Source organism: Shewanella sp. ECSMB14102, from assembly GCF_000813075.1.
Classification (GTDB): domain Bacteria; phylum Pseudomonadota; class Gammaproteobacteria; order Enterobacterales; family Shewanellaceae; genus Shewanella; species Shewanella indica.
Map to the genome: position 1 here is coordinate 47,706 of NZ_JWGX01000028.1, position 22,123 is coordinate 69,828.

General features: G+C 53.8%; 25 protein-coding genes and 1 riboswitch. Of the genes, 17 read left to right on the forward strand and 8 right to left on the reverse strand.

What is annotated here, in order from left to right; all coding sequences use genetic code 11:
- Positions 1–29: 29 nt before the first annotated feature.
- The 3 genes from RC73_RS10605 to RC73_RS10615 all read right to left on the reverse strand — a co-directional run bounded on the left by RC73_RS10605 (position 30) and on the right by RC73_RS10615 (position 4,333).
- A complete protein-coding gene (locus tag RC73_RS10605) occupies positions 30–347 on the reverse strand; it encodes a hypothetical protein (protein WP_039034608.1) in 318 nt (105 codons plus the stop codon).
- A 151-nt stretch (positions 348–498) separates the two neighbouring features.
- The gene (locus tag RC73_RS10610) at positions 499–2,409 is read right to left on the reverse strand and encodes a methyl-accepting chemotaxis protein (protein WP_039034609.1); all 1,911 of its coding nucleotides are present in this window, start codon (positions 2,407–2,409) and stop codon (positions 499–501) included.
- Positions 2,410–2,683: 274 nt separating this feature from the next.
- Positions 2,684–4,333, reverse strand: coding sequence for an electron transfer flavoprotein-ubiquinone oxidoreductase (locus RC73_RS10615; RefSeq protein ID WP_039034647.1), 1,650 nt, complete (start codon positions 4,331–4,333; stop codon positions 2,684–2,686).
- 232 nt (positions 4,334–4,565) lie between these two features.
- A riboswitch (molybdenum cofactor riboswitch) is annotated at positions 4,566–4,701 on the forward strand.
- A 35-nt stretch (positions 4,702–4,736) separates the two neighbouring features.
- On the opposite strand from RC73_RS10615, the gene moaA reads away from it, so the two are divergent.
- The 14 genes from moaA to RC73_RS20100 all read left to right on the forward strand — a co-directional run bounded on the left by moaA (position 4,737) and on the right by RC73_RS20100 (position 14,043).
- Positions 4,737–5,669: a GTP 3',8-cyclase MoaA gene (gene moaA / locus RC73_RS10620; RefSeq protein ID WP_229800075.1), complete on the forward strand. Its 933-nt coding sequence runs from the start codon at positions 4,737–4,739 to the stop codon at positions 5,667–5,669.
- Positions 5,670–5,739: 70 nt separating this feature from the next.
- Positions 5,740–6,270, forward strand: a complete 531-nt coding sequence (gene moaB / locus RC73_RS10625) for a molybdenum cofactor biosynthesis protein B (protein WP_039034611.1) — start codon at positions 5,740–5,742, stop codon at positions 6,268–6,270.
- Complete coding sequence (gene moaC, locus RC73_RS10630; RefSeq protein WP_025889198.1) at positions 6,263–6,739, forward strand: cyclic pyranopterin monophosphate synthase MoaC; 477 nt, start codon at positions 6,263–6,265, stop codon at positions 6,737–6,739. Before moaB ends, moaC begins: the two co-directional genes overlap by 8 nt.
- Before the next feature lie 4 nt (positions 6,740–6,743).
- Positions 6,744–6,992: a molybdopterin synthase sulfur carrier subunit gene (gene moaD, locus RC73_RS10635; protein ID WP_039034612.1), complete on the forward strand. Its 249-nt coding sequence runs from the start codon at positions 6,744–6,746 to the stop codon at positions 6,990–6,992.
- Between the two features lies 1 nt (position 6,993).
- A complete protein-coding gene (gene moaE, locus RC73_RS10640) occupies positions 6,994–7,452 on the forward strand; it encodes a molybdopterin synthase catalytic subunit MoaE (RefSeq protein WP_039034613.1) in 459 nt (152 codons plus the stop codon).
- 12 nt (positions 7,453–7,464) lie between these two features.
- Entirely contained in the window at positions 7,465–8,265 is an 801-nt protein-coding gene (gene modA / locus RC73_RS10645; RefSeq protein ID WP_039034614.1) for a molybdate ABC transporter substrate-binding protein, read from the forward strand.
- A complete protein-coding gene (modB, locus tag RC73_RS10650) occupies positions 8,266–8,931 on the forward strand; it encodes a molybdate ABC transporter permease subunit (protein ID WP_039034615.1) in 666 nt (221 codons plus the stop codon).
- On the forward strand, positions 8,928–10,022 hold the full coding sequence (locus tag RC73_RS10655) for an ABC transporter ATP-binding protein (RefSeq protein WP_052248137.1): 1,095 nt from the start codon (positions 8,928–8,930) through the stop codon (positions 10,020–10,022). The genes modB and RC73_RS10655 overlap by 4 nt, the downstream gene beginning before the upstream one ends.
- A gap of 121 nt (positions 10,023–10,143) precedes the next feature.
- On the forward strand, positions 10,144–10,506 hold the full coding sequence (locus RC73_RS10660) for a YgiW/YdeI family stress tolerance OB fold protein (RefSeq protein ID WP_039034616.1): 363 nt from the start codon (positions 10,144–10,146) through the stop codon (positions 10,504–10,506).
- Between the two features lie 55 nt (positions 10,507–10,561).
- Positions 10,562–11,083 carry a PepSY domain-containing protein gene (locus RC73_RS10665; protein ID WP_039034617.1) on the forward strand — a complete coding sequence of 174 codons (522 nt, stop codon included), beginning with the start codon at positions 10,562–10,564 and terminating at the stop codon, positions 11,081–11,083.
- A 2-nt stretch (positions 11,084–11,085) separates the two neighbouring features.
- Positions 11,086–11,763 (forward strand): response regulator transcription factor, encoded by a 678-nt coding sequence (locus RC73_RS10670; protein WP_039034618.1) that lies wholly within the window; start codon positions 11,086–11,088, stop codon positions 11,761–11,763.
- A gap of 49 nt (positions 11,764–11,812) precedes the next feature.
- Positions 11,813–13,075 (forward strand): sensor histidine kinase, encoded by a 1,263-nt coding sequence (locus RC73_RS10675; RefSeq protein ID WP_039034649.1) that lies wholly within the window; start codon positions 11,813–11,815, stop codon positions 13,073–13,075.
- A gap of 3 nt (positions 13,076–13,078) precedes the next feature.
- The gene (locus RC73_RS10680) at positions 13,079–13,759 is read left to right on the forward strand and encodes a TIGR01621 family pseudouridine synthase (RefSeq protein ID WP_039034619.1); all 681 of its coding nucleotides are present in this window, start codon (positions 13,079–13,081) and stop codon (positions 13,757–13,759) included.
- A 116-nt stretch (positions 13,760–13,875) separates the two neighbouring features.
- Positions 13,876–14,043, forward strand: coding sequence for a YqaE/Pmp3 family membrane protein (locus tag RC73_RS20100; protein ID WP_039034620.1), 168 nt, complete (start codon positions 13,876–13,878; stop codon positions 14,041–14,043).
- Positions 14,044–14,128: 85 nt separating this feature from the next.
- Here the strand turns inward: RC73_RS20100 and RC73_RS10690 are convergent, their stop codons facing one another.
- The gene (locus tag RC73_RS10690) at positions 14,129–14,785 is read right to left on the reverse strand and encodes an FMN-dependent NADH-azoreductase (RefSeq protein WP_039034621.1); all 657 of its coding nucleotides are present in this window, start codon (positions 14,783–14,785) and stop codon (positions 14,129–14,131) included.
- Positions 14,786–14,893: 108 nt separating this feature from the next.
- Between RC73_RS10690 and RC73_RS10695 the strand changes: the two genes are divergently transcribed.
- Positions 14,894–15,778: a LysR substrate-binding domain-containing protein gene (locus RC73_RS10695; protein ID WP_039034622.1), complete on the forward strand. Its 885-nt coding sequence runs from the start codon at positions 14,894–14,896 to the stop codon at positions 15,776–15,778.
- On the opposite strand, the gene RC73_RS10700 is transcribed toward RC73_RS10695, so the two are convergent.
- A complete protein-coding gene (locus RC73_RS10700) occupies positions 15,747–16,256 on the reverse strand; it encodes a M23 family metallopeptidase (RefSeq protein ID WP_028780729.1) in 510 nt (169 codons plus the stop codon). The two genes, RC73_RS10695 and RC73_RS10700, sit on opposite strands and share 32 nt — an antisense overlap.
- Positions 16,257–16,466: 210 nt before the next feature.
- The gene (locus RC73_RS10705) at positions 16,467–17,126 is read right to left on the reverse strand and encodes a Bax inhibitor-1 family protein (protein ID WP_039034623.1); all 660 of its coding nucleotides are present in this window, start codon (positions 17,124–17,126) and stop codon (positions 16,467–16,469) included.
- A gap of 272 nt (positions 17,127–17,398) precedes the next feature.
- Here RC73_RS10705 and RC73_RS10710 point away from each other — a divergent pair, with 272 nt between their 5' ends.
- Positions 17,399–19,228 (forward strand): LamG-like jellyroll fold domain-containing protein, encoded by a 1,830-nt coding sequence (locus RC73_RS10710; protein WP_052248139.1) that lies wholly within the window; start codon positions 17,399–17,401, stop codon positions 19,226–19,228.
- A 50-nt stretch (positions 19,229–19,278) separates the two neighbouring features.
- Here RC73_RS10710 and moeB read toward each other — a convergent pair whose 3' ends face one another.
- Positions 19,279–20,031, reverse strand: a complete 753-nt coding sequence (moeB, locus tag RC73_RS10715) for a molybdopterin-synthase adenylyltransferase MoeB (protein ID WP_039034624.1) — start codon at positions 20,029–20,031, stop codon at positions 19,279–19,281.
- Positions 20,032–20,038: 7 nt separating this feature from the next.
- Positions 20,039–21,283: a molybdopterin molybdotransferase MoeA gene (moeA, locus tag RC73_RS10720; RefSeq protein ID WP_039034625.1), complete on the reverse strand. Its 1,245-nt coding sequence runs from the start codon at positions 21,281–21,283 to the stop codon at positions 20,039–20,041.
- Positions 21,284–21,557: 274 nt separating this feature from the next.
- Here moeA and ftnA point away from each other — a divergent pair, with 274 nt between their 5' ends.
- Entirely contained in the window at positions 21,558–22,085 is a 528-nt protein-coding gene (ftnA, locus tag RC73_RS10725; protein ID WP_039034651.1) for a non-heme ferritin, read from the forward strand.
- Positions 22,086–22,123: the final 38 nt, after the last annotated feature.

Sequence of the window (22,123 nt, forward strand, 5' to 3'; positions counted from 1 at the left end):
TGAATGACGCAGTTACTAACGGGTTTAGCTCACTCGAATATAGCCATTACAAAGCCAATAGTGAGTAAAATGGCCATAATAAGCCTAAGGCTGCTCTGTTGTTTCTGATAGCGAATAATCACAGGATCCTGGCTGTTGGCCAGAGTGCCAGAATCCAGCGACTGTTTGACTCTTATCGCTATATTGGGTGAATAATTTTCATCTGTTTGAACCAGTTCAGGATACTGAACCCGTATATGTTTCAATAGCTGCTGCCAACGCCAAAGCTGCAAGACAAAGAAGAGTCCTGCCAGAATAAACATCAGCCAGGCGATATGTGACAGCGCCCATTCTATCTGTGGTTCCATGAATACTCTTTTATTAGCCGAAAGATAGTTACGACTATGTTATACCAATCAGCAGCAAGATTCAGGAGTTGCATGTGTACTCAAGGTTTTGCGGGAATGAGGTTCAGTATTCCCAACGGCAGTTGCAAGGCTGCCGTTGGGGAACCTGAGGCTAAACCTTGAAGCGGGCGACTAAGGTATCCAACCTGTAGGCCAGATTATTGAGCGCGTCACTGGCCGCGGCGGCAGCTTCGGCGGTCTGGGCTGTGCGCTGGGTTATCTCATTGATCTCACTGACGTTACGATTAATATCTTCCACTACAGTGGATTGCTCCTCTGTGGCTGCCGCCACTTGGATATTCATATCGCTTATCTGGGCAATTTGCCCCGAGATACCGCTGAGCGCCTGGCTGGCTTCATCCACGGCCTGAACGCCTTCATGGGATCGATTGCGACTCAGCTCCATGGCACTGACGGCTCTGGCGGCTTCGGCCTGCAGCTTATCTATCATTACCTGCACCTCATCGGTTGAGGCGGCAGTGCGGGAAGCCAGGTTTCGGACTTCATCGGCCACAACTGCAAAACCACGGCCGGCTTCGCCGGCCCGAGCCGCCTCAATGGCGGCATTCAGTGCCAGCAGGTTGGTTTGCTCTGAGATGGCACGGATCACATCCAGAATACTGCCTATCGACTTGGTATGGGTTGCCAGTGATTCGATCACCTCGCCGACCTGAGCCACATCCTGCGACAACTGGTTAATGGTATTGCGGGCACGGGTCACCACCTGTTGGCCGGTGGCCGATTCGCCGTCGGCATCTTTGGCTGTTACCGCCGCCTGGGCCGCATTGGCGGCAATTTCGTTAACGGTTGCCCCCATTTCGTTGATGGCGGTTACCACCATCATGGTGCGGTCTTTCTGATCCTGGCTGTCGCTCATGGTCTGTTTGGCTTGCGCCGAGACGTCCTTGGCGGATAGCCCCAACTGTTCGCTGGTGGCGGCCACTTCGACCACAGAGTCCTGTATTTTGGAGATAAAGCTGTTGAAGCCCTTGGCCAGTTGGGCTATTTCATCCTCACCCTCTACCGGCAGACGTTGGCGCAAGTCGCCTTCGCCTTCGCCTATGTCGCGGAACATTTCTGCCACCTTGCTGATGGGACGGCTAACCGAGCCAGCCACTATCACCGCCAGGAAGATGAAGCCAGCGGCAATCAACACTGTCCATAATAAAATTTGATAGGCTGCCTCTTGCAACAGGGCAAAGATTTCCCCCTGAGGAACCTGGGCTACCAGATACCAATCCATTGATGGAATATAGCTACTGGCAACCAGCATGTCGGTACCATTAACTTTGGTTTCGAGCAGCTGGAAGTCGCTTTTATCAAGCAGCTTGCTAAGATTGCCTGGGTAGAGATCCTGCAGGCTGCGCTTGCCTGTCAGGCTCTTGTCCGGATGCAGTTGGATCTTGCCCTGATTGTCGGTGAGGAACACATAGCCGCTTTGCTCTATCTTGAAGGAGTTGAGCAGGCGCACCATATCGTCGAGTGACTTGGCCAGCCCCACCAGGCCGCGACCGTTGGGCTGTTGATAGTTAATGAAGAGTTTGACCTCGCCGTTGGCTTCGGTGAACACATTCAACATGCGTTCCTGGCGGCTGTCTCTGTAGTTGAAAAACCAGCTGTCCTGCTGTTGATTGAGGATCCGCAAAAAGCCGTCCTGGGTGTAATAGGCCGCTGTTTCCCGATCGGCATAGGAAGCTTGCGCCAAGTGATACTGGCGAGTCATGTCCTTGAGTTGTGAGATGACCAAAGGGAGTTCGGCTTCGGGGCGTCCCTGTTCCAACCAGTGCCTGAGCATTTGACTGTGGGCCAGTTGCTCGGCGCCATTCATCAGCGTGCTGATTTCCAGATCTAATTTATTGCGGATCTGTAGCATTAAGCTGGGCAGTTCGGAGTCGAGCATACGTTGTTCAACGACCTTACGGGCACTGCGTTGACTGAGAACACCGACTAAAATCGTCGACATCAGTACCGCCAGAGTCACTGTCAGTAGAATCTTTTGTTTGATGGTGAGTTTGAGTTTCATAGCGACCGCCTATCCATATCCTTATAGTGTGGACAACAGCATTAACTGATTTAACGTTAATTACACTTGAGCATAGTAATTAACGCATTGGCAGGGATTTCCCCGTAAGTCTTTGTAGAGTATAGGCAGGCCAGCTGTTTTATGGGGCTGGATCTTATTGTAGAACCGGGATTATGACCAAAAAGCCTTAATGTATCAATAGGTGCTAATATTGCTTTTGCGTAAATAAAAAACGCGTCTTAAAAGACGCGTTCTTATGGCTTACAGTCACTAATTACATATTGGGATAGTTAGGGCCACCACCCCCTTCGGGGGTCACCCAGGTGATGTTCTGGCTGGGGTCCTTGATGTCACAGGTCTTGCAGTGAATGCAGTTCTGGCTGTTGATCACAAACTTGGGTTGCCCCTCGTCTTCAACCACCTCATAGACACCCGCAGGGCAATAGCGCTGCGCCGGTTCATCGTATTTCACCAGGTTGACTGCAATAGGGACATTGGCATCTTTCAAGCGCAAATGGCAGGGTTGGTCTTCCTCGTGGAAGGTATTGGACAGATAAACTGAAGAGAGCTTGTCGAAGCTAAGCTTGCCGTCCGGCTTGGGGTAGTTAATCTTGCTGTAGGCACTGGCTTCAGCCATCTGGGCATAGTCGGGATGCTCGTCTCTCAGGGTCACAGGGAACTTGCCGCCAAACCAGTTTTGATCGATGTAGTTAAAGGCGCCCCCCAGGAAGGTGCCGAACTTGTGCATGGCCGGGCCGAAGTTACGGGAACGGTAAAGCTCATCAAAGAGCCAGCTCTGTTCCAGCCGCTCCTGGAAGCAGTCGAGATCTTTTCCGCCTTCAACTCCGGCGATAAGGCCTTCTGCCAGGGTCTCGGCCGCCAGCATACCGCTCTTGATGGCGGTGTGAGTGCCCTTGATCTTGGCGAAGTTGAGTGTCCCGGCATCACAACCTATTACCAGACCACCGGGGAAGCTCATCTTGGGCAGAGAGTTTAGTCCCCCTTTGGTGATGGCGCGGGCACCATAGCTCAAACGCTCGCCGCCGCTTAAGGTCTTGGCGATGACAGGGTGGGTCTTGTAGCGCTGAAATTCATCAAAGGGGCTCAGATGCGGGTTCTTGTAGTTGAGGTCGATGATCAGCCCCACGGCAACCTGGTTGTCTTCCATATGGTAGAGGAAACCGCCGCCGCTGGCGCCTTCCTGTAGCGGCCAGCCGCCACTGTGAACCACTTTACCTTGTTGGTGTTGTTCGGCCGGGATCTTCCAAATCTCTTTGAAGCCTATGCCGTAATGTTGTGGTGTCTTGCCGTTATCCAGGTGGAATTTTTCTATCAGCTGCTTGCCCAGATGGCCACGGCAGCCTTCGGCAAACACAGTATATTTGGCGTGTAGCTCCATACCCGGCATATAGCTGTCTTTGGGCTGGCCATCGGCGCCTATGCCCATGTCGCCGATCAATATTCCCTTGACGCTGCCGTCTTCATTGAGCAGCAATTCGCTGGCAGCAAAACCGGGGAATATCTCCACTCCCAGGCCTTCGGCTTGCTCGGCCATCCAGCGGCAGAGATTACCGACGCTGATAATATAGTTGCCATGGTTGTGCATGGTCTTGGGTACCAGGCTGTTGGGCAGATGTTTGCCATCTTCGGCCGACTTGAGCAGATAGATTTCATCTTCTGTAACCTGGGTATGCAGGGGGGCTCCCAGTTCTTTCCAGTCACCGAAGAGTTCTTCCAATACGCTGGGTTCAAAGACGGCACCGGAGAGAATATGCGCGCCTACTTCAGAGCCTTTTTCGACCACACAGACACTGATCTCTTTGCCGCTGTCTTTGGAGATCTGCATCAAACGGCAAGCCGTAGCCAGTCCGGCGGGGCCTGCACCAACGATAACAACATCGAATTCCATTGATTCGCGTTCCATCATGTCACCTCTATCCTTCAAAGTCCCCCGATGTAAACGGGTGTTTTATTTTTATCCAGCTCCAACCTTACCTGAAAATCTATTCAGGGCACAGTATTTGATCGGAAAGCAGCCGTTAGTTTTGATGAAATTTATGAGTGAAGCTTGTCACAAAAAGTCCACGCAGATTTGAACCAGATCGGGAAATCCATTTTTAGGGGTATGGTTCACCCCCCTTTTCGTCCTATAATTGGCGCAGACGGTTCTCCGAGCTTTTGGTCCTACGTCAGTGAAGATATGGTCCTTTAGCCGTGGCAATTTTGCCACCGGGGTGAGTAAAGAAATGCTCTCACCTCCCTGACTTGGAAAGGTGATCATGTCCCAATTACAAGACAATTTTGGTCGAAGATTTCACTATTTGCGGATGTCAGTTACTGACGTCTGTAACTTCAAATGCAGTTACTGCCTGCCGGATGGTTATCGCCCGGAGGGCAAGCCCTCTTTTCTGACGCTCAGCGAGATTGAGAATCTGGTTGCTGCCTTTGCCAAAGTAGGTACCCGCAAGGTACGGATCACAGGTGGCGAGCCTACGCTGCGCAAAGACTTTACCGATATCATTCGCGCAGTTGCCGACAACAGCGAAATTCACACTATCGCCACTACCACCAATGGTTATAGGCTCGAGAAGCACGCCAAAGAGTGGTACGACGCCGGACTGAGGCGGATCAACGTGTCTGTGGACAGCCTGGACCCCAGGATGTTTTATCAGATCACCGGCGAGAACAAGTTCGATGAGGTCATGCGCGGTATAGATACGGCGCTGGAAGCCGGCTTTGAGCGGGTCAAGATCAACGCTGTGCTGCTCAAGGATCTCAACGACAAGGACCTGCCACGTTTCCTGCATTGGATCAAACATACCCCCATAGATCTGCGTTTCATCGAGCTGATGGAAACCGGTTTGGGTCACGACTACTTCAAGGCGCATCACCTGGCTGGAGCCGATATCAAGGCCAGACTCGAGGCCGAAGGTTGGCAGTATGATCAGCCCGCGGCCGAAGATGGCCCGGCGCAAAACTTCAGCCACCCTGATTATCGTGGCCGTATTGGGCTGATCATGCCTTATGCCAAAAACTTCTGCGCCAGCTGTAACAGGTTGCGGGTTTCTGCCAAGGGTAAGCTGCACCTGTGTCTGTTCACCGAACATGGTGTCGATCTTCGGGATCTGCTTCAGAGTCCTGAACAGCAGGATGAGTTGATTGCCCGTTTGCATCAGCAGTTGCAACAGAAGAAAGAGACTCACTATCTGCACCAAGGCATTACCGGTGTAACCCAACATCTGGCCTCTATCGGCGGTTGAGGGTGGCGCTCGTTTGGGCGCCAGATACTTATCATCGCCATCTCGGTAGCATTCAGCAGCAGGAACTGACATGGGACATTGCATTCATACCCATTTTGAGCCCTTGAATATCGCCATTCTTACCCTTTCAGACAGCCGGGAGCTGCAAACAGATACCTCCGGGCGTTTTCTGGTACAGGCACTGCAGGAGGCTGGGCATAACTTGGTCGAGCGTAAGCTATGCCCGGATGATAAATACCAGATGCGCGCTATCGTCAGCCAATGGATAGCCGCGGCCAATGTCCAGGTGATCATCACCACCGGCGGCACCGGCTTTAGCGGCAGAGACAACACCCCGGAGGCGCTGCGGCCGTTGTTTGATGCTGAAATAGAAGGCTTTGGTGAACTCTTTCGCCACATCACTTACACTGAGCTGGGCACTTCTACTGTGCAGTCGCGGGCATTGGCCGGTATCGCCAATCAAACGGCGTTGTTTTGTTTGCCCGGTTCCACCGGCGCATGTCGTACGGCCTGGAACAAGATCCTCAAAGAGCAGCTGGATGCCCGGCACCGGCCCTGTAACTTCGTATCCCATTTGAAAAAGGTTGCTATAGATGACTAATGCCTTTACCCATATCAATGCCGACGGCAACGCCCATATGGTGGATGTGACCGAAAAGTCGATCACTGAACGCGAAGCCCGTGCCGAGGCTTATATTGAGATGTCAGCCGAGACGCTGCAGATGATCATGAGTGGCAGCCACCATAAGGGCGATGTGTTTGCCACTGCCAGAATCGCCGGCATTATGGCCGCGAAGAAAACCTCAGAGCTGATCCCTCTGTGCCATCCCTTGATGTTGACCAAGGTCGAGGTGGATCTGCAGGCCGAGCCGGAGCAAAACCGGGTCAGGATCACCAGCCTGTGTAAGCTGGCTGGCAAAACCGGGGTTGAAATGGAAGCCCTGACGGCGGCCTCGGTTGCGGCGCTGACTATCTACGATATGTGTAAAGCGGTGCAGAAAGATATGGTGATTACCCAGGTAAGACTGCTGGAGAAACGCGGCGGTAAATCCGGTCATTTTAAGGTGTAACGATATGATTAAAGTGCTGTTTTTTGCTCAAGTACGCGAATTATTGGGAACGGCTGCCATTGAAGTCGAGAGCCAGCCGGGTTTGACGGCCGAGGCGCTGCGTGCCCAACTGGCGGGCACAGACGACAAGTGGGCCAGAGTGATGGCGTCCGACAAGCTGTTGGTAGCCGTCAACCAAACTCTCAGCCCTTGGCATACAGAGATCAAAGCGGGTGATGAGGTGGCCTTCTTCCCACCGGTAACCGGAGGTTGAGATGCAAAGCGATCGTATTTTGGTACAAACCGCCGACTTTGATGTCCCGGCCGAATATGCCCGCATCGCCGCCGATAACAGCGATGGCGCCGTGGTGACCTTTGTCGGCAAGGTACGCGACTTCAACGATGGCAGTGCGGTTACCGACCTGACGCTGGAACACTATCCCGGGATGACAGAAGCCGTTTTGGGGCAAATCGCCACTCAAGCCCGTGAGCGCTGGCCGCTGAATCAGCTGACCATCATTCACCGGGTTGGCACTATGCATCTGGGCGAACAGATAGTGTTTATCGGTGTCAGCAGTGCCCACCGCAAGGCGGCGTTTGCGGCTTGTGAGTTTCTCATCGATTTCCTCAAGACCAAGGCACCATTCTGGAAGCTGGAGGCCGGTGACAGTGGCCAACACTGGGTTGAGGCCCGCGATGCCGATGAGCAGGCCGCCAAGGCCTGGGAAAAGTAACCGGAGCGTTTGATGGTGCTATTGGAGCGATTGCTGAATTCGACGACCAAGGCCGTGCTGACCGCACTGGCGCTGCTCGGTCTGTGTCTGCCGGCTGCGGCGGCGCAAAGCGTTCATGTGGCTGCGGCGGCCAATATCAAGTTTGCCCTGGATGATATCGCCGAGCGCTATCAGCAACAGACAGGACGCCAACTCAAGATCTCCTACGGTTCTTCCGGTAACTTTGTAGCGCAGATAAAGCATGGTGCGCCGTTCGAGCTGTTTCTCTCGGCCGACGAGCGTTATGTCGAGGCGCTGGCTGACGCCGGCATCACCCGTGACAAGGGGGTGGTCTACGCTTACGGGCGCTTGGCACTGGTGGCTCCCAAGAATTCGCCACTGAAACTGGATCAAGAATTACTGGGGCTGCAACAAGCACTGGCCGCCGGGCAGATCAAGCGCTTTGCCATCGCCAACCCGGATCATGCTCCCTATGGCGAGCGCGCCCGTGCGTTGCTCAAGCAAAAGGGTTTGTGGCAGGAGTTGCAGGCCAACCTCATCTATGGCGAAAACGTTTCCCAGGCGGCGCAGTTTGCCTTGAGTGGCTCGACTCAAGGCGGCATAGTTGCCTTGTCGCTGGCGGTAGCACCGCAGTTTCAGGCGAGAGGTCGCTATCTGGCGTTGCCGGTAGATTCCCATGCCCCGCTGACCCAGCGGATGGTGCTGCTTGAGAAAGCCGGCGACGATGCCAAAGCCTTTTACGACTATCTGCAGGGGCCGGAAGCGCGACAAGTGTTCAGCGCCTATGGCTTTGCCCTGCCCGAGGGAAGCTGAATGGATTGGCAGTCGCTATGGCTCTCGGTCAAACTGGCTGCTATCAGTGTCTTGGTGCTCTTGCCGCTTGCCATCTTGTTGAGCCGCTTGCTGGCCTACCGTGAGTTTCGCGGTAAGTCCTGGATAGAAGCGCTGATCATGGTGCCCCTGGTGTTGCCACCTACGGTGATCGGTTATTACCTCTTGGTAGGGCTTGGCAGTGAAAGCTGGCTGGGCCTATGGCTACAGCAAACCCTGGGGGTGCAGCTGGTATTTCATTTCTCCGGCCTGGTGGTCGCCTCGGTACTGGTCAATATTCCCTTTGCGGTGCAGCCTATTCAAAGGGCCTTTGAAGCTATTCCACAGGATGTGCGTGATGCCTGCGCCTGTTGTGGCATGAGTCGCACCAAGCAGCTATTCAAGGTGGAGTTGCCCTTGGTATGGCCGGGGATCCTGACGGCCCTGGTGCTGTGTTTCTCCCATGTACTCGGCGAGTTTGGTGTCGTCCTGATGATGGGGGGCTCCATCGCGGGAGAGACCAAGACGATTTCCATCGCCATCTATGACAGTGTCCAGGCATTTGACTTCGCCTCGGCCGGTACCATGTCGCTGGTACTCTTGCTGTTTGCCATCACCACATTGGCATTGACCACAGGGTTGTCGCGGCGGCTCGGGAGATTGAAATGACCCCGACAGATCTGCATGTCAGCGTCCATCAAACCAAGGGGATCCCACTGCAGGCAGACTTTGTTTGCCGAGCCGGTGAAGTCCTGGCCGTGGTGGGGCCCTCCGGTGGCGGCAAGACCACGCTGCTGAGGATGATTGCCGGTCTCAATAAGCCGCAATCCGGCAGCATCCGCTATGGTGATAAACCCTGGTTTTCCGAGACGGTGAACCTGAGCCCACAGCAGCGCCATCTGGGGTTTGTGCCGCAACACTTTGGCCTGTTTCCCAATCTGAGTGCGGTCGACAATGTTATCGCCGGGCTTGACCATCTGCCCAAGGCCGAACGCCGGGCCAGGGCGCTGGATTGGCTGGAGCGGGTTAATCTGCAAGGTTTGCCGGATCGTTTGCCTGAGCAGTTGTCCGGTGGTCAGAGACAGAGAGTGGCACTGGCCAGAGCGCTGGCGCGTGAGCCTTCGGTATTGCTGCTGGATGAGCCTTTTTCTGCCGTCGATCGCGAAACCCGTGAGCGCCTGTATCTGGAGCTGGCACGACTTAAATCGCAGCTGCATATTCCGGTGATCATGGTGACCCATGATCTCAACGAAGCCTTGTTGCTGGCCGACCGCATGGTGCTTATCAGCCAAGGGCAGTTGCTGCAACAGGGTGTGCCCCATGAAGTGTTGGCTAAACCTCGTAACGAGGCGGTTGCCCGGCAGATGGGTCTTAGAAACCTGTTTGACTCCGAAGTGGTGGCCCTGGAGCAGGAGCGGCAACTCACCTGGCTCAAGTTTGGCGAGCAACTGATTGCCTGTGACTATGATGCGCGCCTGAATCCGGGAGATAAGGTACGTTGGGTCGTGCCTAATCAAGGCGTCAGATTCAACTCCATCAGCCGTGGCCGCCTGTGCCGCAGCTTCAACAAACTCAATGTCAGGCTCGAATCCCTACTGGTGATGGGCGAGTCTGTGCGCTTGCTGGCAGTAATCGAAGGCGTGGATCAGACTCTCAGCGCCGAAGTGCCGTTACATCTGGCACGTAAGCTGGAGTTGGTTGCCGGTATGCAGACTGAAGTAGCCCTCAAATCCGAACAAATTCATATTCTCGAACACTGATAAAGACGGTCTTTATGCCTGTTGTCGGTTAGATGATCAAAACTTAATTTAGCTTCAATCCTGAGTTCAAGCGCTGAAATCTATACTGCAGCCATTGAAACAACCTCAGGAGAGAAACAAGATGCAAAAGTTGGCATATTTACTGGTATTATCCTCACTCTGCAGTGGTGCTGCTCTTGCGGCCTATACCGGGCCGGGAGTCGAAAATCGGGTCATTACAGCGTCTCAGGTCGAGCAGGCCAAGGACGATACCCTGGTTGAGCTGACAGGTTACCTGGTGAAGAGTCTGGGCGACGAAACTTATCTGTTCCGTGATGATTCCGGCGAGGTTAAAGTCGAAATCGATCATAAGCTGTGGCGCAATATCAATGCCGATGTGAAAGAAAGCACTCTGGTGAAACTGACCGGCGAGGTTGACAAGGAGTGGAACGGCAATGAAGTTGAAATTGAAAGTATCACTTTGATTGGTGACACTGCGAAATGAATCTTGGCTTGTATGAGTAGCTGGCCTTCGGTGCCAGCGCTCGGATGGAGGCAAAATGAGACGTTTATTGGCGGGGCTGGTGCTGTTTTCTTCGGTGGCAGTCGCGGCTCCCTCGCTGCTGGAATTGTTGAATGATAATGACCGTATTCAACCTATAGAGCTGATGCAGCGTATTGAGTCCCAGTTTCCCGGGGTGATCGTCGAGTTTGAAACCGATGTGGATAATGGGGTCCTGGTCTATGAAATTGACTTAATAAACCCGGATGATCACACTACCACTGAGCTGGATATACTCGCCGGTAGCGGCGAGATCCTCAAACGCAAAGTCGATCGTCTGGAGGCTGACGATATGGCCGAGTTGGCCGCGGTCAAACTCTTGGTGCAGAAAAAGCTCAGTTTTTCCCAACTGGTGGCAATGGCGATGCAAAACAGTAAGGCTCATCTGCTGGAGGCTCAGTTGGACAAAGATCTGGGGATTGCTTACCTGGAGCTGAAAGTAATGGATGAACGAGGCAAGCATAAGCTGGCGTTTGATATTGAAAAACAGCGGCCATTGCCTCTACTGAAATGGGACTGACAATGAAGATATTACTGGTCGAAGATGACGTAACCACTCAGGATTATATCGTCAAGGGCTTTCTGGAGCAGGGACACAACATTGAAACTGCGGCCGATGGCCATCAGGGGTTGCTGCTGGCGACCAGTAGTCAATACGACTTGGTGATCCTGGATCGTATGTTACCCGGGCTCGATGGTCTCAAGGTTTTGGCGGCACTTCGGGCCACCGGTAATCAAACCCCGGTGTTGATCCTCTCGGCACTCAGTCACGTTGACGAGAGGGTCAAGGGACTGCGAGCCGGTGGTGACGACTATATGACCAAGCCGTTCGCCTTCTCCGAGCTGCTGGTACGGGCTGAGAAACTGATGTTGCGTGGCCAGTCACTGCCGGCTAAAACAGAGCTCAAGGTGGGTTTATTGGAGATGGAGTTACTGACCCGTAAAGTGACCCTGGACGGCACTGAACTAATGCTGCAGCCCAAGGAGTTCCAGCTGCTCAAGTACCTGATGGAACATGCCAATCAGGTGATCAGCCGCACCCTGCTGTTTGAAGCCGTATGGGACTACCACTTTGACCCCAGAACCAATGTTATTGATGTGCATATCGCCAAGCTGAGACGTAAGTTCGAAGAGTTGGGGCATGGCGAGCTGATTGAAACCATAAGAGGGGCTGGTTATCGTCTCCGCCAAAGCCATTAAGCCGTATCAGAGCAGCGTATGGCGTATCACCATCTTCTTCTCTGTGCTGGTGACTCTGATCATCGGCGCGTTACTGTTTGCCCTCTATCAACAGCTGGTAACCGAACAACAGTCTCAGGTTGAGAAGCATCTGGCATCGGAGGCGCAGCGTTACCAGCAACTGGCCTTGAGCGTAGATAAGCGCAGCTTTGCGGCGCAAATTCATGCCGCTGATCCGCAAACGGCACTGATTGCCTGGCAGGGTAGCCCGGATATGGTCGGGGCGTTGACCTTTATGCCGGACAATATGCCGCTGCTGCCGAAAACCCGCGATTTCCCGATCCTTACCGGTGGCCCGGATAAGCTGCATATTCTCACCGGTGGCGTGGTAATGACACGCTATGGCCCTGTGCTGATCGCCACCCGTACCGACCACTTGGCGACCTTGATCGAAAAGTTTCTCAGCGCGGCAGCCACCGCTGTGATGCTGACAGTGGTACTGACGCTGGCTATGGGGTATCTGTTTTCCAAGGCGCTGCTCAGGCGTCTGGTGCAATACAACCGCTTGAGTGAACGCATAGAGCGAGGTTACTACAACACCCGCTTGCCTGTGAGTCGCAACAGTGATGAATTCGATATGCTGGCGCGCCAATTCAACCGAGTGTTGGATACCCTGGAACGCAACCTTGCCGCCGTGCGCGGGGTGACAGACAATATCGCCCATGACCTGCGAACTCCTCTTTCGCACCTGAGGATAGGGTTGGAGCAGTTGCCGCAGTATCCGGCAGAGGAACTCCCTGAACGCAGCGCCATCTTGATCGAAAAGCTGGATCACTGCTTGGCGACCTTCAACGCCATGTTGTCGCTGACCCGTATTGAAGAAGGGCAACAACAACTGGAGCTGGAGAGCTTCAGCTTGCAGCAGATGTGTCACGATCTGCTGGATATGGCCGATGTATTGGCCGAGGCACAAGAGCAACAACTCAAGCTGGAAACCAGTGAGGATTGCCCTATCACAGGCGACAAGCACCTCTTGTTCCAGGCGCTGTTCAATCTGGTCGACAACGCCATTCGCTATGCAGGCGAGGGAGCCTGTATCACCATTTTGCAGCAAGCCAACCAAGTCATCATCAGCGACAATGGCCCCGGGATCCCGGAAGCGGAGCGTGAGCGGGTCTTCGAGCGGCTGGTGCGGCTGGATCCCAGCCGTCATAAGCAAGGCACCGGCTTGGGGCTTTCTATGGTCAAGGCGATTCTTTCGCGGCACAACGCCAGTATTTCGCTGCAGGATAACCACCCCGGCCTTAGGGTCATAGTCACATTTCAGGTTTAACCCATGTATTCAGTGATAGCCACAGAGCCCGACTTTATCCTGCTGGACAAGCGGCCCGGGGTTCATTTTCACAGCCAGCACGGTGAGGCAGGTTTAGTGGCCAGTGCCGAGCGAAAATTGGGTTATAAGCTCTATCCCGTACATAGGCTAGATACCTTGACCTCCGGCCTATTGCTGTTGGCCCGTTCATCCGAGGCGGCGGCCGAATTTACCCGCATGTTCAGTGAACACAAGGTGCAGAAATATTATTTGGCGTTGGCCAAGGGTAAACCGGGTAAGAAACAGGGTTGGATCATAGGTGATATGGCCAAGTCCCGCCGTAGCCAGTATAAACTGCTGCGTTCCACCGATAACCCGGCCGTTACCCAGTTCTTTTCCTGGTCGGTCGCCGAGGGGCTGCGCCTGTACCTGCTCAAGCCTCACAGCGGCAAGACCCATCAGCTGAGGGTAGCGCTTTCCAGCCTGGGAGTGCCGATTCTGGGGGATACTCTCTATGGCGGCAGCGCTGTTGATGCCGACCGTGGCTACCTGCACGCTTATGCGCTGGAGTTTGAATGGCACGGGCAAGTGCTCAGATACCTGAGTTTACCATCGCAGGGCGAGGCTTTTATGCAGTCGGGCGTTTTGAGTCAGTTGCAAAAGCTTAAGCAACCCTGGGATTTGCACTGGCCCAAGCGCAAATAAATACTGGTAGTTGACATTTAGGTTCACTCTCGGGGAAAGAGAAAAGGTTGCAAGCTGGGCATCATGCTGCCAAGTTAAATGGGTTGTCCCTTTAATTCCTCGCCAGGAGTCATACCATGGATACCAATAAACTCTTGCTCGTCATCATCGCCATTTTATTGCCGCCGGTGGCGGTATTTCTCAAAGCCGGTGCCGGTAAAGACCTGCTGATCAATATCATTCTCTGTCTGTTCTTCTGGTTCCCCGGATTGCTGCATGCACTCTGGGTGGTAACCAAGGACTGAGAACAAACGCTGAGACAGCGGCATTGGCTGGTCTTTGTTCGCGGCCAATCCGGGCTTTAGCTTCTTAAATGCAGTGGTTTGATTGCTAAATTTTTAGGGCCAGCTCCGTCAGTGAGGCGCTGGCCGCTTTGATGGAAGCCCGATGGCGCTCGTCGGCAAACTCCTGATATTCGCTGCGCACTTCATAAAACTGCTCCACCCCCAGATAGTGGCTCAGGGTCTTGATATGAGGACTCAGGTGATTCATTCCGGCGCGGATCCCCTCTTCGCCAAAGCCAAACTCGCCGCAGGAGTAAACCAAAACCAGTTTTTTGCCGCTGAGTATCGGCCGCAGCGGAAAATCGCCGCGCTTTAAGTCGAAGCTGAATGTGCGGTTGATGCGGATGACCTGATCAAACCAGGCCTTGAGTGCCGCCGGCATGCCATAGTTGTACATGGGGGTTGAGATCAGAATGATATCGGCCCGCTGCAGCTCGTCGATAAGGCAGTCCGACAGTGCCAGCAGCCGTTGCTGCTCTGTACTTTGGTGTTCCTCCGGAGTGAATACGGCGGCAATCCAATCTTGGGTGATGGCCGGCGGTACTTGGTCACCCAGATCACGATAGATGAATTCTGATAGATTATTTTGGGCTTGCCAGTGATCGCAAAATAGCTGCGCCAACGACTTGGAAATCGAATTATAGCTGGGCTTGTCATTGTCGGTTCTTCTCGCGCTGGCATCTATTCTTAATAGGGTTTTCATCACTTTCTCCGTTTGTTTGCTCAGGGCATAACTATCTGGAATACCGCTCGAGTTGACAAAGGGTCATTTCTCACTTATAGATGAGTAAAATTCACTTATTTGATCGCAATGTTTGCCCATTTACCCACACTGAATAACTTGAGAGTGTTCGAAGCCGCCGCCAGGCATCTGAGCTTCAAGCTGGCTGCGGAGGAGTTGACCCTGACTCCGACCGCCGTTTCTCATCAGATAAGAAACCTAGAGACCCAGCTGGACACCCGCTTGTTTATCCGCCAGACCCGGGCGGTATCACTGACACCGGCCGGAGCCGAGTTGGCAGAATCCTGTCGCCAGGCCTTGCTCGGCATAGCCCAGGGGATTGAACGTTTGGGCGTGACACCAAACCAGCTGAGAGTTTCCACTACCCATGGCTTTGCCGCCCTATGGCTGGCGCAGCGCTTGCCGGACTTTCAGCAGCGTTTCCCCGATATTCGGGTGTCGGTCAGCAGCGATGAGGGGCTGCAGCCTAGCGACCCTCTGGGTGAGACTGATCTCTGCATACGCTACGGCAAAGCGGCAGAAGGCGAAGAGGTGTTATTTAGCGAGACCTTCGGCATTTACGCCAGTCCCGGTTATCTCAAGAGCAAGCAACCTCAGGTGACGCTGTTGCAGACCCGCTGGCAGAACCCGGCTCTCGACGGGCTCGATTGGCAGCAATGGCAACAGACCTATCACGAGTTCAAGGGTGCCAGATTGCTGGAGTTTACCCAGGAGGATCACCTGGTGCAGGCCGCTCTGGCCGGTGAAGGCCTGGCGCTTGCCAGTTCTGTGCTGGTGGCCTCTTTGGTGGAGCGGGGTTGGTTGAAACCTTGCTTGCCGGGCAAGGTGTTGCCTGGACTCAGTTATCGGCTGCTGCCGGCTCCCGGCCGCGAGCAGAGCCACAGAGTCAGGGTGTTTCTCGAATGGCTCAGGCAGCAGGCACTCAGCGGGGCGCCAGATAGGTCACAGGATTGAGATAAAACGCCTTCTTGTATCCCTGGGGCGCGTCATCCATCAACCAAGGCATGGGCATCAGGCTGACTATGCTGTAGTGCAGATGGGGCGGCTTGCCTTTGGCATTGCCCGAGTCGCCGACTGTGCCCAGTTTGCTGCCCTGAGGTAGATAAAAACCGTTCGGCTCCAGGCTGTCCAGATGGGCGAAATAATGCAACTTCCAGCCTGGCCCCAAGGCCAGCACCACCTTGCCGCCGAGACGCCACTCCCCTTGATAGAGGCGCAGCATGGGCGTCGGGGCCTGCACTTGAGTGCCGCGGGCGGCGAAGATGTCTATGCCCTTGTGTACCCCTGAGGTGCCCCAGGGATAATACCAGAAACTGTCTTTATGCCAGTCTTTGGCGCTGGCTTGGTGAACCGGCACCTGTGGGGTTTCCGGGATCAGGGCACCGACAAAGATCAGCAGTAGCAGCAGGATAAAGCCATAACGTTTCTTCATTGCCGACACCTTCCTTAGCTTCAAAATTGAAAGCAGATCGTTATTCGCGCTATCGAGCTTTGGTTCATCACGAACCGAACAAGATAGCGCTTAGATGCAAAACCTATCCTGGTTCTGGAGCTTTACACTTGGCTTGCGTCCGGGAATTCTATCACCGTTCGGAGAGCAAAAAGGTATAGACAGCAGCAACAGCAAGAGTAAACGCATGGGTTAATTTCTTCTTCCCAGAATGCTCAGGATCCGCAGGAACAGGTTGATGATATCCATATAAAGCGCGGCGGCGCTGTCGATGGCGTTGTCGACAGTCTTTTCCTTGGCGTTGGCTCGGCCCCAGTCATAGCCAATGTAGCCGCAGAAGATCAATACCACTATCCAGTCGGTAATGCCGTGATGGCTCTTGAAGATAAATAGTTCCACCAGTTCGACAATGATCACCAACAGCAGGGCTATGGCCAGGGCGCCGGCTATGCGGGCAAAAAAGGCGGGAAATAGGGTGCCCAATATCATCATTGCCAGAGTCACGATAGTCGTTATCCGCAGTGCCTCCAACACCAGAGTTGGGTCATAGCTGCTGACCACCAGGTTAATTATCAGGCCGAAGGGAACAACGACCAGGTTGTAGCCGAGAAAGCTGACGGCAGGCATCTTTGACGTTTCAAACAGATAGACGCCTGCCATACAGCAGACGAAGTAGCCGATAAAGAACAACCAGATTGGAATCGTGGCGATGATTTCGGGATCGATATTCAACACCATCAGATAGTTGACCACAAAACCCCAGATCAGAGTCAGGCCAACGACCAGGTTGTATTTGCCGGCACTGATCTGGCCCTTATCTGTGCCAAAGTTGCGTCGCAGGCTATTGTCCATAGTGGGAAATTTCCTTGTTTGTGGATGTCAGGCGAGATGAAAGCGCCACACAATATAGAAAAATATTAAGCTCAACAAGCCGCTATCACCCAAAACTCTGTACGACATTTTCCAACCATCAAGCACTTGCTGCAATAGTGACTTATGTTGCCAATATGTTTGTTTTGGCGTTATTTTGTAACTTAATGATTTTGAAATAAAAGTATTTATTTTGCTTCATCTGTCCTTGTTTAAATTCAGACTTTCTTACTAGCCTTAACTGGAGAGATTTAATGCGTTACTCAATTGGAGCACTGGTTCTGGGCGCCGTGCTTGGCCTGACCGGGTGTAACTCAGATAGCGACAGTGGCACTCAAGCCGCAGCCGAGAGTTATACTCTGGTGGTCATGCCCGATACCCAGAAGTACTCCCGCTATAATCCCGAGCGCTACAATGCTCAAACTCAATGGATTGCCGATAACTACCAGCAACAAAATATCGTTTTTACGGCGCATCTGGGGGATGTGGTTGACCTGCCTGACTCAGAGCAGGAATGGCTCAATGCCCGCGCGGCCATGAGCATTTTGGAGGCCAATCCAGCCACCCCATACAGCATATTGGCGGGTAACCATGATGTGCTGGCTTACCGTCAGTCCGGGGTTGATATCAACAGCAACCTCGACAGCGACAGAAGCCTGGCGGCAGAGCCTTTCCTCAAGCATTTCCCGGCGTCTTTGCAGCAAAATAACTTTGCCAGTTTCCAGGGGGCGGATGCCACCGGCTTCAACAGTTATCACCTCTTCAAGGGCGGTGAGCGCGAGTATCTGTTGCTGGCGCTCGATTGGCGTACCTCGGCGGCCAGTATCGCCTGGGCACAGTCGGTATTGGATGCTCACCCGGAAACACCAACCATACTCACTACCCATCAGTTATTAAATGTGGCCGATGATGGCAATAGCGCCATATTTACCGACAATGGCGCCATGCTGTGGGACAAGTTGATCAAAGACAATGACCAGATCTTCCTCACCTTTAACGGCCATCACCATGGTGAGGCCAAGATGGTGGCCAAGAACCGCTATGGCCGCGATGTGGTCATGATCTTGGTGGACTATCAATCGGGATTCTGGGGTGGCAACGGTATGCTGCAACTGGTGAGTTTCGATGAAGCCAACAAGCGGTTGCAGTTCCGTTCATTCTCACCTTGGGTAGCCGCCATTCCGGATGCAGAGAGGCAGCCGCAGGATGTGCTGCAACGCTGGGAGTTTGAACAGCCGCTGGACTTTGAAAAACGTTTTGCCAAGCTGAATCAGGAAGTGGAAACCGAAGGCCCGGGTAAGCTTGAAGGAACACTCGCTTACTGGATATTCGATGCTGAGCACAAGTTAACCAGCACAGATCCGACCAAGGTGCAGTTTATGGATCTATCCGGGCGCGGCAATACCTTGAGCCTCAAGGCCAAGGGGAGCAGCAGTGGCACTCAGGAGCAATTGTTTGAACTGCTCGATGAAGCTCCTGGCTTTGGCCACGCCACTGGAGCGGCTCGTTTCAAGGGCGGCAATACCCAGGGCGGCTATTATCTTTCCAGCCAGGCACCGACGCTGGTTTCTGCCGATGGTCAGGCGGGTGTTCTGCCGCAGTATACGGTAGAGATGATAGTGCGCCTGGCACCAGAATGGCAGGCATCGGAAAATGCCTGGGGCGCAGTCTTTGCTCATAAACCCAGCCAGAGCCAGGTGTGTGAACACCATAAGCTGGATTGTGGCGGCGGCGATCCTTCGCTGGCGTTGACTGCTTCCAGTCTCAAGGAGTTTCAGTGGATCTCCACCTCCAGCAATGGCGTGGGGCCCAGCAATTGGTCATGGGAAGTGGACAGGGATTATTGGTATCACGTGGCTATAGTCAATGACGGCCAATACGCCACCATGTATGTGGATAACTCCAGGGTAATGCGTACCGCCGAAGCCGAGCAGCATGGGCTGGTGAGTATTCCCGGCGGTGAATGGATGGTGGGGGCCTCCAGTTGGGACGGTGAGGTGGCCGATCTGTTCCGCGGTGATATTGCCGAGATCCGGATTGTCGACAGGGTATTGCCTGAGTCTGACTGGCTTAACGCCAAGTAAAAATACTGAAAATTAAAGAGGCTGCCCAGGCAGCCTCTTGTTATATCTGTTCAACCGCAGACGGGACAGTTGGAGATCTGCGGCAGCTTCATCTCGCGAAACTCCATGGTCATGGCATCGAACATCAGCAAACGACCGTAGAGTGGTTTGCCAATACCACTGATCACCTTGATGGCTTCTACTGCTTGCAGGCAGCCCATCATACCAACTACCGGCGCTAAAATGCCCGACTCGACACAGCTGAGCTGCTGCTCGCCGAACAGGCTGCTGAAACAGTGGTAACAAGGCATTTGTTGCTGATAGCCGAAGACGGAGATCACCCCTTCCATACGGATGGCAGCGGCAGACACTAAGGGCACCTTATGCCGAAAACAGCTGCGATTAAGCTGTTCGCGCACCGCAACATTGTCGGTGCAGTCCAGCACCAGATGGTGCTCGGCAACCAGTTGATCCAATTCGGGATCATCCAACACCCCATTGATGGCATTTATCTGCACATGGGGATTGAGCGCACTCAGGCTCTCTTTGGCCGATTCCACCTTGGGCTGGCCTATATTGCCATCCTGGTGCAGTACCTGGCGCTGCAGATTAGACAGTTCGACAGTATCGAAGTCCACCAGGGTCAACTTGCCGACCCCGGCTACAGTCAGATACTGACCGGCAGCGCAGCCTAGGCCACCGGCACCTATCATTAGCACCTTGGCCTGTTTGAGCTTCTCCTGCCCTTCAATGTCCATTGCCTTGATGGAGATCTGCCGGCTGTAGCGCAACATCTCGGCATCTGTGAGTATCTCGTCGCTCATATCGGCCTCAGCACAGCACGCTGTTAAAGGGTTCAACCGTGACTCTGGTACCAGCAGGTGTGTCGCCCTGCATCTGCTCCAGAATAATAAAACAGTTAGCCAGGCTCATGGAGGTCAGCATGCCTGAACCCTGTGAGCCGGTGACCGCCACTTCCAGTTCTCCATCCTGGTTGCGGCTCAGAATACCGCGCTGGTATTCCACCCGTCCTGGCTGTTTACGTATAGGGGCGGTCAATTTAGCATCCAGTAGTAGCGGGGTTGGTTGTGGCAGCCCCTGCAGTTTATGCAGTAAAGGCCACACCAGCTTGTAGAAAGTCACCATGGATGAAACCGGGTTGCCCGGCAGACCGCAGAACACTGCCTTGCCTATGTGGCCGAGGGCAAAGGGTTTGCCCGGCTTGATCGCCAGTTTCCAGAAGCTTATTTTGCCTTCCTCATCGAGGATCTGCTTGGTGAAGTCGGCCTCACCGACCGAGACACCACCTGAGGTGATCACCATATCTGCGCTGGCTGAGGCGTTGCGAAACGCCTGACGGATAGCCTCAGGATCATCCGCAATCACCCCAAGATCCTGCCACTCGACACCGGCGCGGCTGAGCAGGCCCTGAATCGAGTAGCGGTTGGAGTCGTAGATCTGCCCGGGCGCCAACTCTGAACCCACTGGGCGCAATTCATCACCTGTGGAGAAGAAAGCGATTTTAACCTTGCGGATCACTCTAAGGCTGCTGATCCCTATGGTGGCCATCACCCCCATTTCGGCGGCACCTATCAGAGTGCCAGCCCTGAGGACCTTGGTGCCGGCCAGCAGCTCTTCGCCGCGGCCACGCACATTGTCTCCGGCCTGCTTGCAAGGTTCTATGGTGATCTGCTCGCCATTGGCCTCGGTTTTTTCCTGCATCTGCACTGTATCAAAGCCAGCAGGCACTGGAGCGCCAGTCATGATGCGAACACAGCCGCCGGGTTGATACTGGCCTTCAAAAGGGTGGCCGGCAAAGGAGCTACCCAGTAATTTCAGGCTGGCCTTCTCGGGCAGGTCGGCATAACGATAGGCGTAGCCGTCCATCGCCGAGTTATCGAACGGGGGCAAGTCTATGCTGCTGGCCAAGTCTTCTGCCAGTACCCGTCCCAGAGAATCCGACAGTTGCACGGTTTCGGTATCTTCCAACGGGGTGACCTGCTCGAGTAGCAGGGGCAGAGCGAGATCCGGGTGCATCAGCCCTGGATGGGCACAGACGTCTTGCGGCTTGGACATAGAGCAACCTTATTTGAGCTATTACTGAACCTGGTTGGCTATTATGCCACGCTGAAAGTGGATGACTATGATCTGCATGCCAGTTTTCGTGCACTGGGCGTAGACTTTTCCTTTTACAGTCAGCGGATTGCGGCAAATAGCAAATGATAATTCAAGTTAAATGAAAAGTGTTTTCATTATAAATCATTGCGTTAGGTAAAGATTCTTGCATTTGTTGTGTCCCTTGATAACAATAGCGCCCATGAAACAGATACCCGAAATGAGAGGCAAGGATATGTTGGCACAAGCCATGATTGATAAGTTGAACGAGCAGATCAATATGGAGTTTTTTTCCTCCAACCTGTATCTGCAGATGAGCGCTTGGTGTGAAGACAAGGGCTTTGAAGGCGCGGCCAAGTTCCTGCGGGATCATGCTGATGAAGAGATGCAGCATATGCGTCGCCTGTTCACCTATGTCAGTGAAACCGGTGGCATGCCTCTGCTGGGAGCCATTGAAGCGCCCAAAGCCGACTTTGAATCCCTGCTGTCCCTGTTCGAGTACACTTACGAGCACGAACAGCTGATCACCAGCAAGATCAATGCATTGGCTCATACCGCCTTCACGACTCAAGACTATTCCACCTTCAATTTCCTGCAATGGTATGTGGCCGAGCAGCACGAAGAAGAGAAGCTGTTCAAGTCGATAGTCGATAAGATCCGTCTGGTGGGCGAGGATGGCAAGGCGCTGTTCCTGGTGGACAAGGATCTGATGCAATTGGCGAGCGAAGGTGGCGAGACAGTAATGAACGCACAGATGGCTTAAGGCTATCCAGCGATGACAAGAGCAGCCTCAAGGCTGCT

Bases quoted from the DNA above. Each gene is read 5' to 3' on its own strand.
- RC73_RS10610 (WP_039034609.1), bottom strand. From the start codon at position 2,409: ATGAAACTCAAACTCACCATCAAACAAAAGATTCTACTGACAGTGACT.
- RC73_RS10670 (WP_039034618.1), top strand. From the start codon at position 11,086: ATGAAGATATTACTGGTCGAAGATGACGTAACCACTCAGGATTATATC.
- RC73_RS10705 (WP_039034623.1), bottom strand. From the start codon at position 17,126: ATGGACAATAGCCTGCGACGCAACTTTGGCACAGATAAGGGCCAGATC.
- moaB (WP_039034611.1), top strand. From the start codon at position 5,740: ATGGGACATTGCATTCATACCCATTTTGAGCCCTTGAATATCGCCATT.
- moaD (WP_039034612.1), top strand. From the start codon at position 6,744: ATGATTAAAGTGCTGTTTTTTGCTCAAGTACGCGAATTATTGGGAACG.
- RC73_RS10660 (WP_039034616.1), top strand. From the start codon at position 10,144: ATGCAAAAGTTGGCATATTTACTGGTATTATCCTCACTCTGCAGTGGT.
- RC73_RS10700 (WP_028780729.1), bottom strand. From the start codon at position 16,256: ATGAAGAAACGTTATGGCTTTATCCTGCTGCTACTGCTGATCTTTGTC.
- moaC (WP_025889198.1), top strand. From the start codon at position 6,263: ATGACTAATGCCTTTACCCATATCAATGCCGACGGCAACGCCCATATG.
- moaE (WP_039034613.1), top strand. From the start codon at position 6,994: ATGCAAAGCGATCGTATTTTGGTACAAACCGCCGACTTTGATGTCCCG.
- RC73_RS10710 (WP_052248139.1), top strand. From the start codon at position 17,399: ATGCGTTACTCAATTGGAGCACTGGTTCTGGGCGCCGTGCTTGGCCTG.
- moeA (WP_039034625.1), bottom strand. From the start codon at position 21,283: ATGTCCAAGCCGCAAGACGTCTGTGCCCATCCAGGGCTGATGCACCCG.
- RC73_RS10695 (WP_039034622.1), top strand. From the start codon at position 14,894: ATGTTTGCCCATTTACCCACACTGAATAACTTGAGAGTGTTCGAAGCC.
- RC73_RS10680 (WP_039034619.1), top strand. From the start codon at position 13,079: ATGTATTCAGTGATAGCCACAGAGCCCGACTTTATCCTGCTGGACAAG.
- RC73_RS10690 (WP_039034621.1), bottom strand. From the start codon at position 14,785: ATGAAAACCCTATTAAGAATAGATGCCAGCGCGAGAAGAACCGACAAT.
- moaA (WP_229800075.1), top strand. From the start codon at position 4,737: ATGTCAGTTACTGACGTCTGTAACTTCAAATGCAGTTACTGCCTGCCG.
- RC73_RS10655 (WP_052248137.1), top strand. From the start codon at position 8,928: ATGACCCCGACAGATCTGCATGTCAGCGTCCATCAAACCAAGGGGATC.
- moeB (WP_039034624.1), bottom strand. From the start codon at position 20,031: ATGAGCGACGAGATACTCACAGATGCCGAGATGTTGCGCTACAGCCGG.
- RC73_RS10665 (WP_039034617.1), top strand. From the start codon at position 10,562: ATGAGACGTTTATTGGCGGGGCTGGTGCTGTTTTCTTCGGTGGCAGTC.
- ftnA (WP_039034651.1), top strand. From the start codon at position 21,558: ATGTTGGCACAAGCCATGATTGATAAGTTGAACGAGCAGATCAATATG.
- modA (WP_039034614.1), top strand. From the start codon at position 7,465: ATGGTGCTATTGGAGCGATTGCTGAATTCGACGACCAAGGCCGTGCTG.
- RC73_RS10605 (WP_039034608.1), bottom strand. From the start codon at position 347: ATGGAACCACAGATAGAATGGGCGCTGTCACATATCGCCTGGCTGATG.
- RC73_RS20100 (WP_039034620.1), top strand. From the start codon at position 13,876: ATGGATACCAATAAACTCTTGCTCGTCATCATCGCCATTTTATTGCCG.
- RC73_RS10615 (WP_039034647.1), bottom strand. From the start codon at position 4,333: ATGGAACGCGAATCAATGGAATTCGATGTTGTTATCGTTGGTGCAGGC.
- modB (WP_039034615.1), top strand. From the start codon at position 8,266: ATGGATTGGCAGTCGCTATGGCTCTCGGTCAAACTGGCTGCTATCAGT.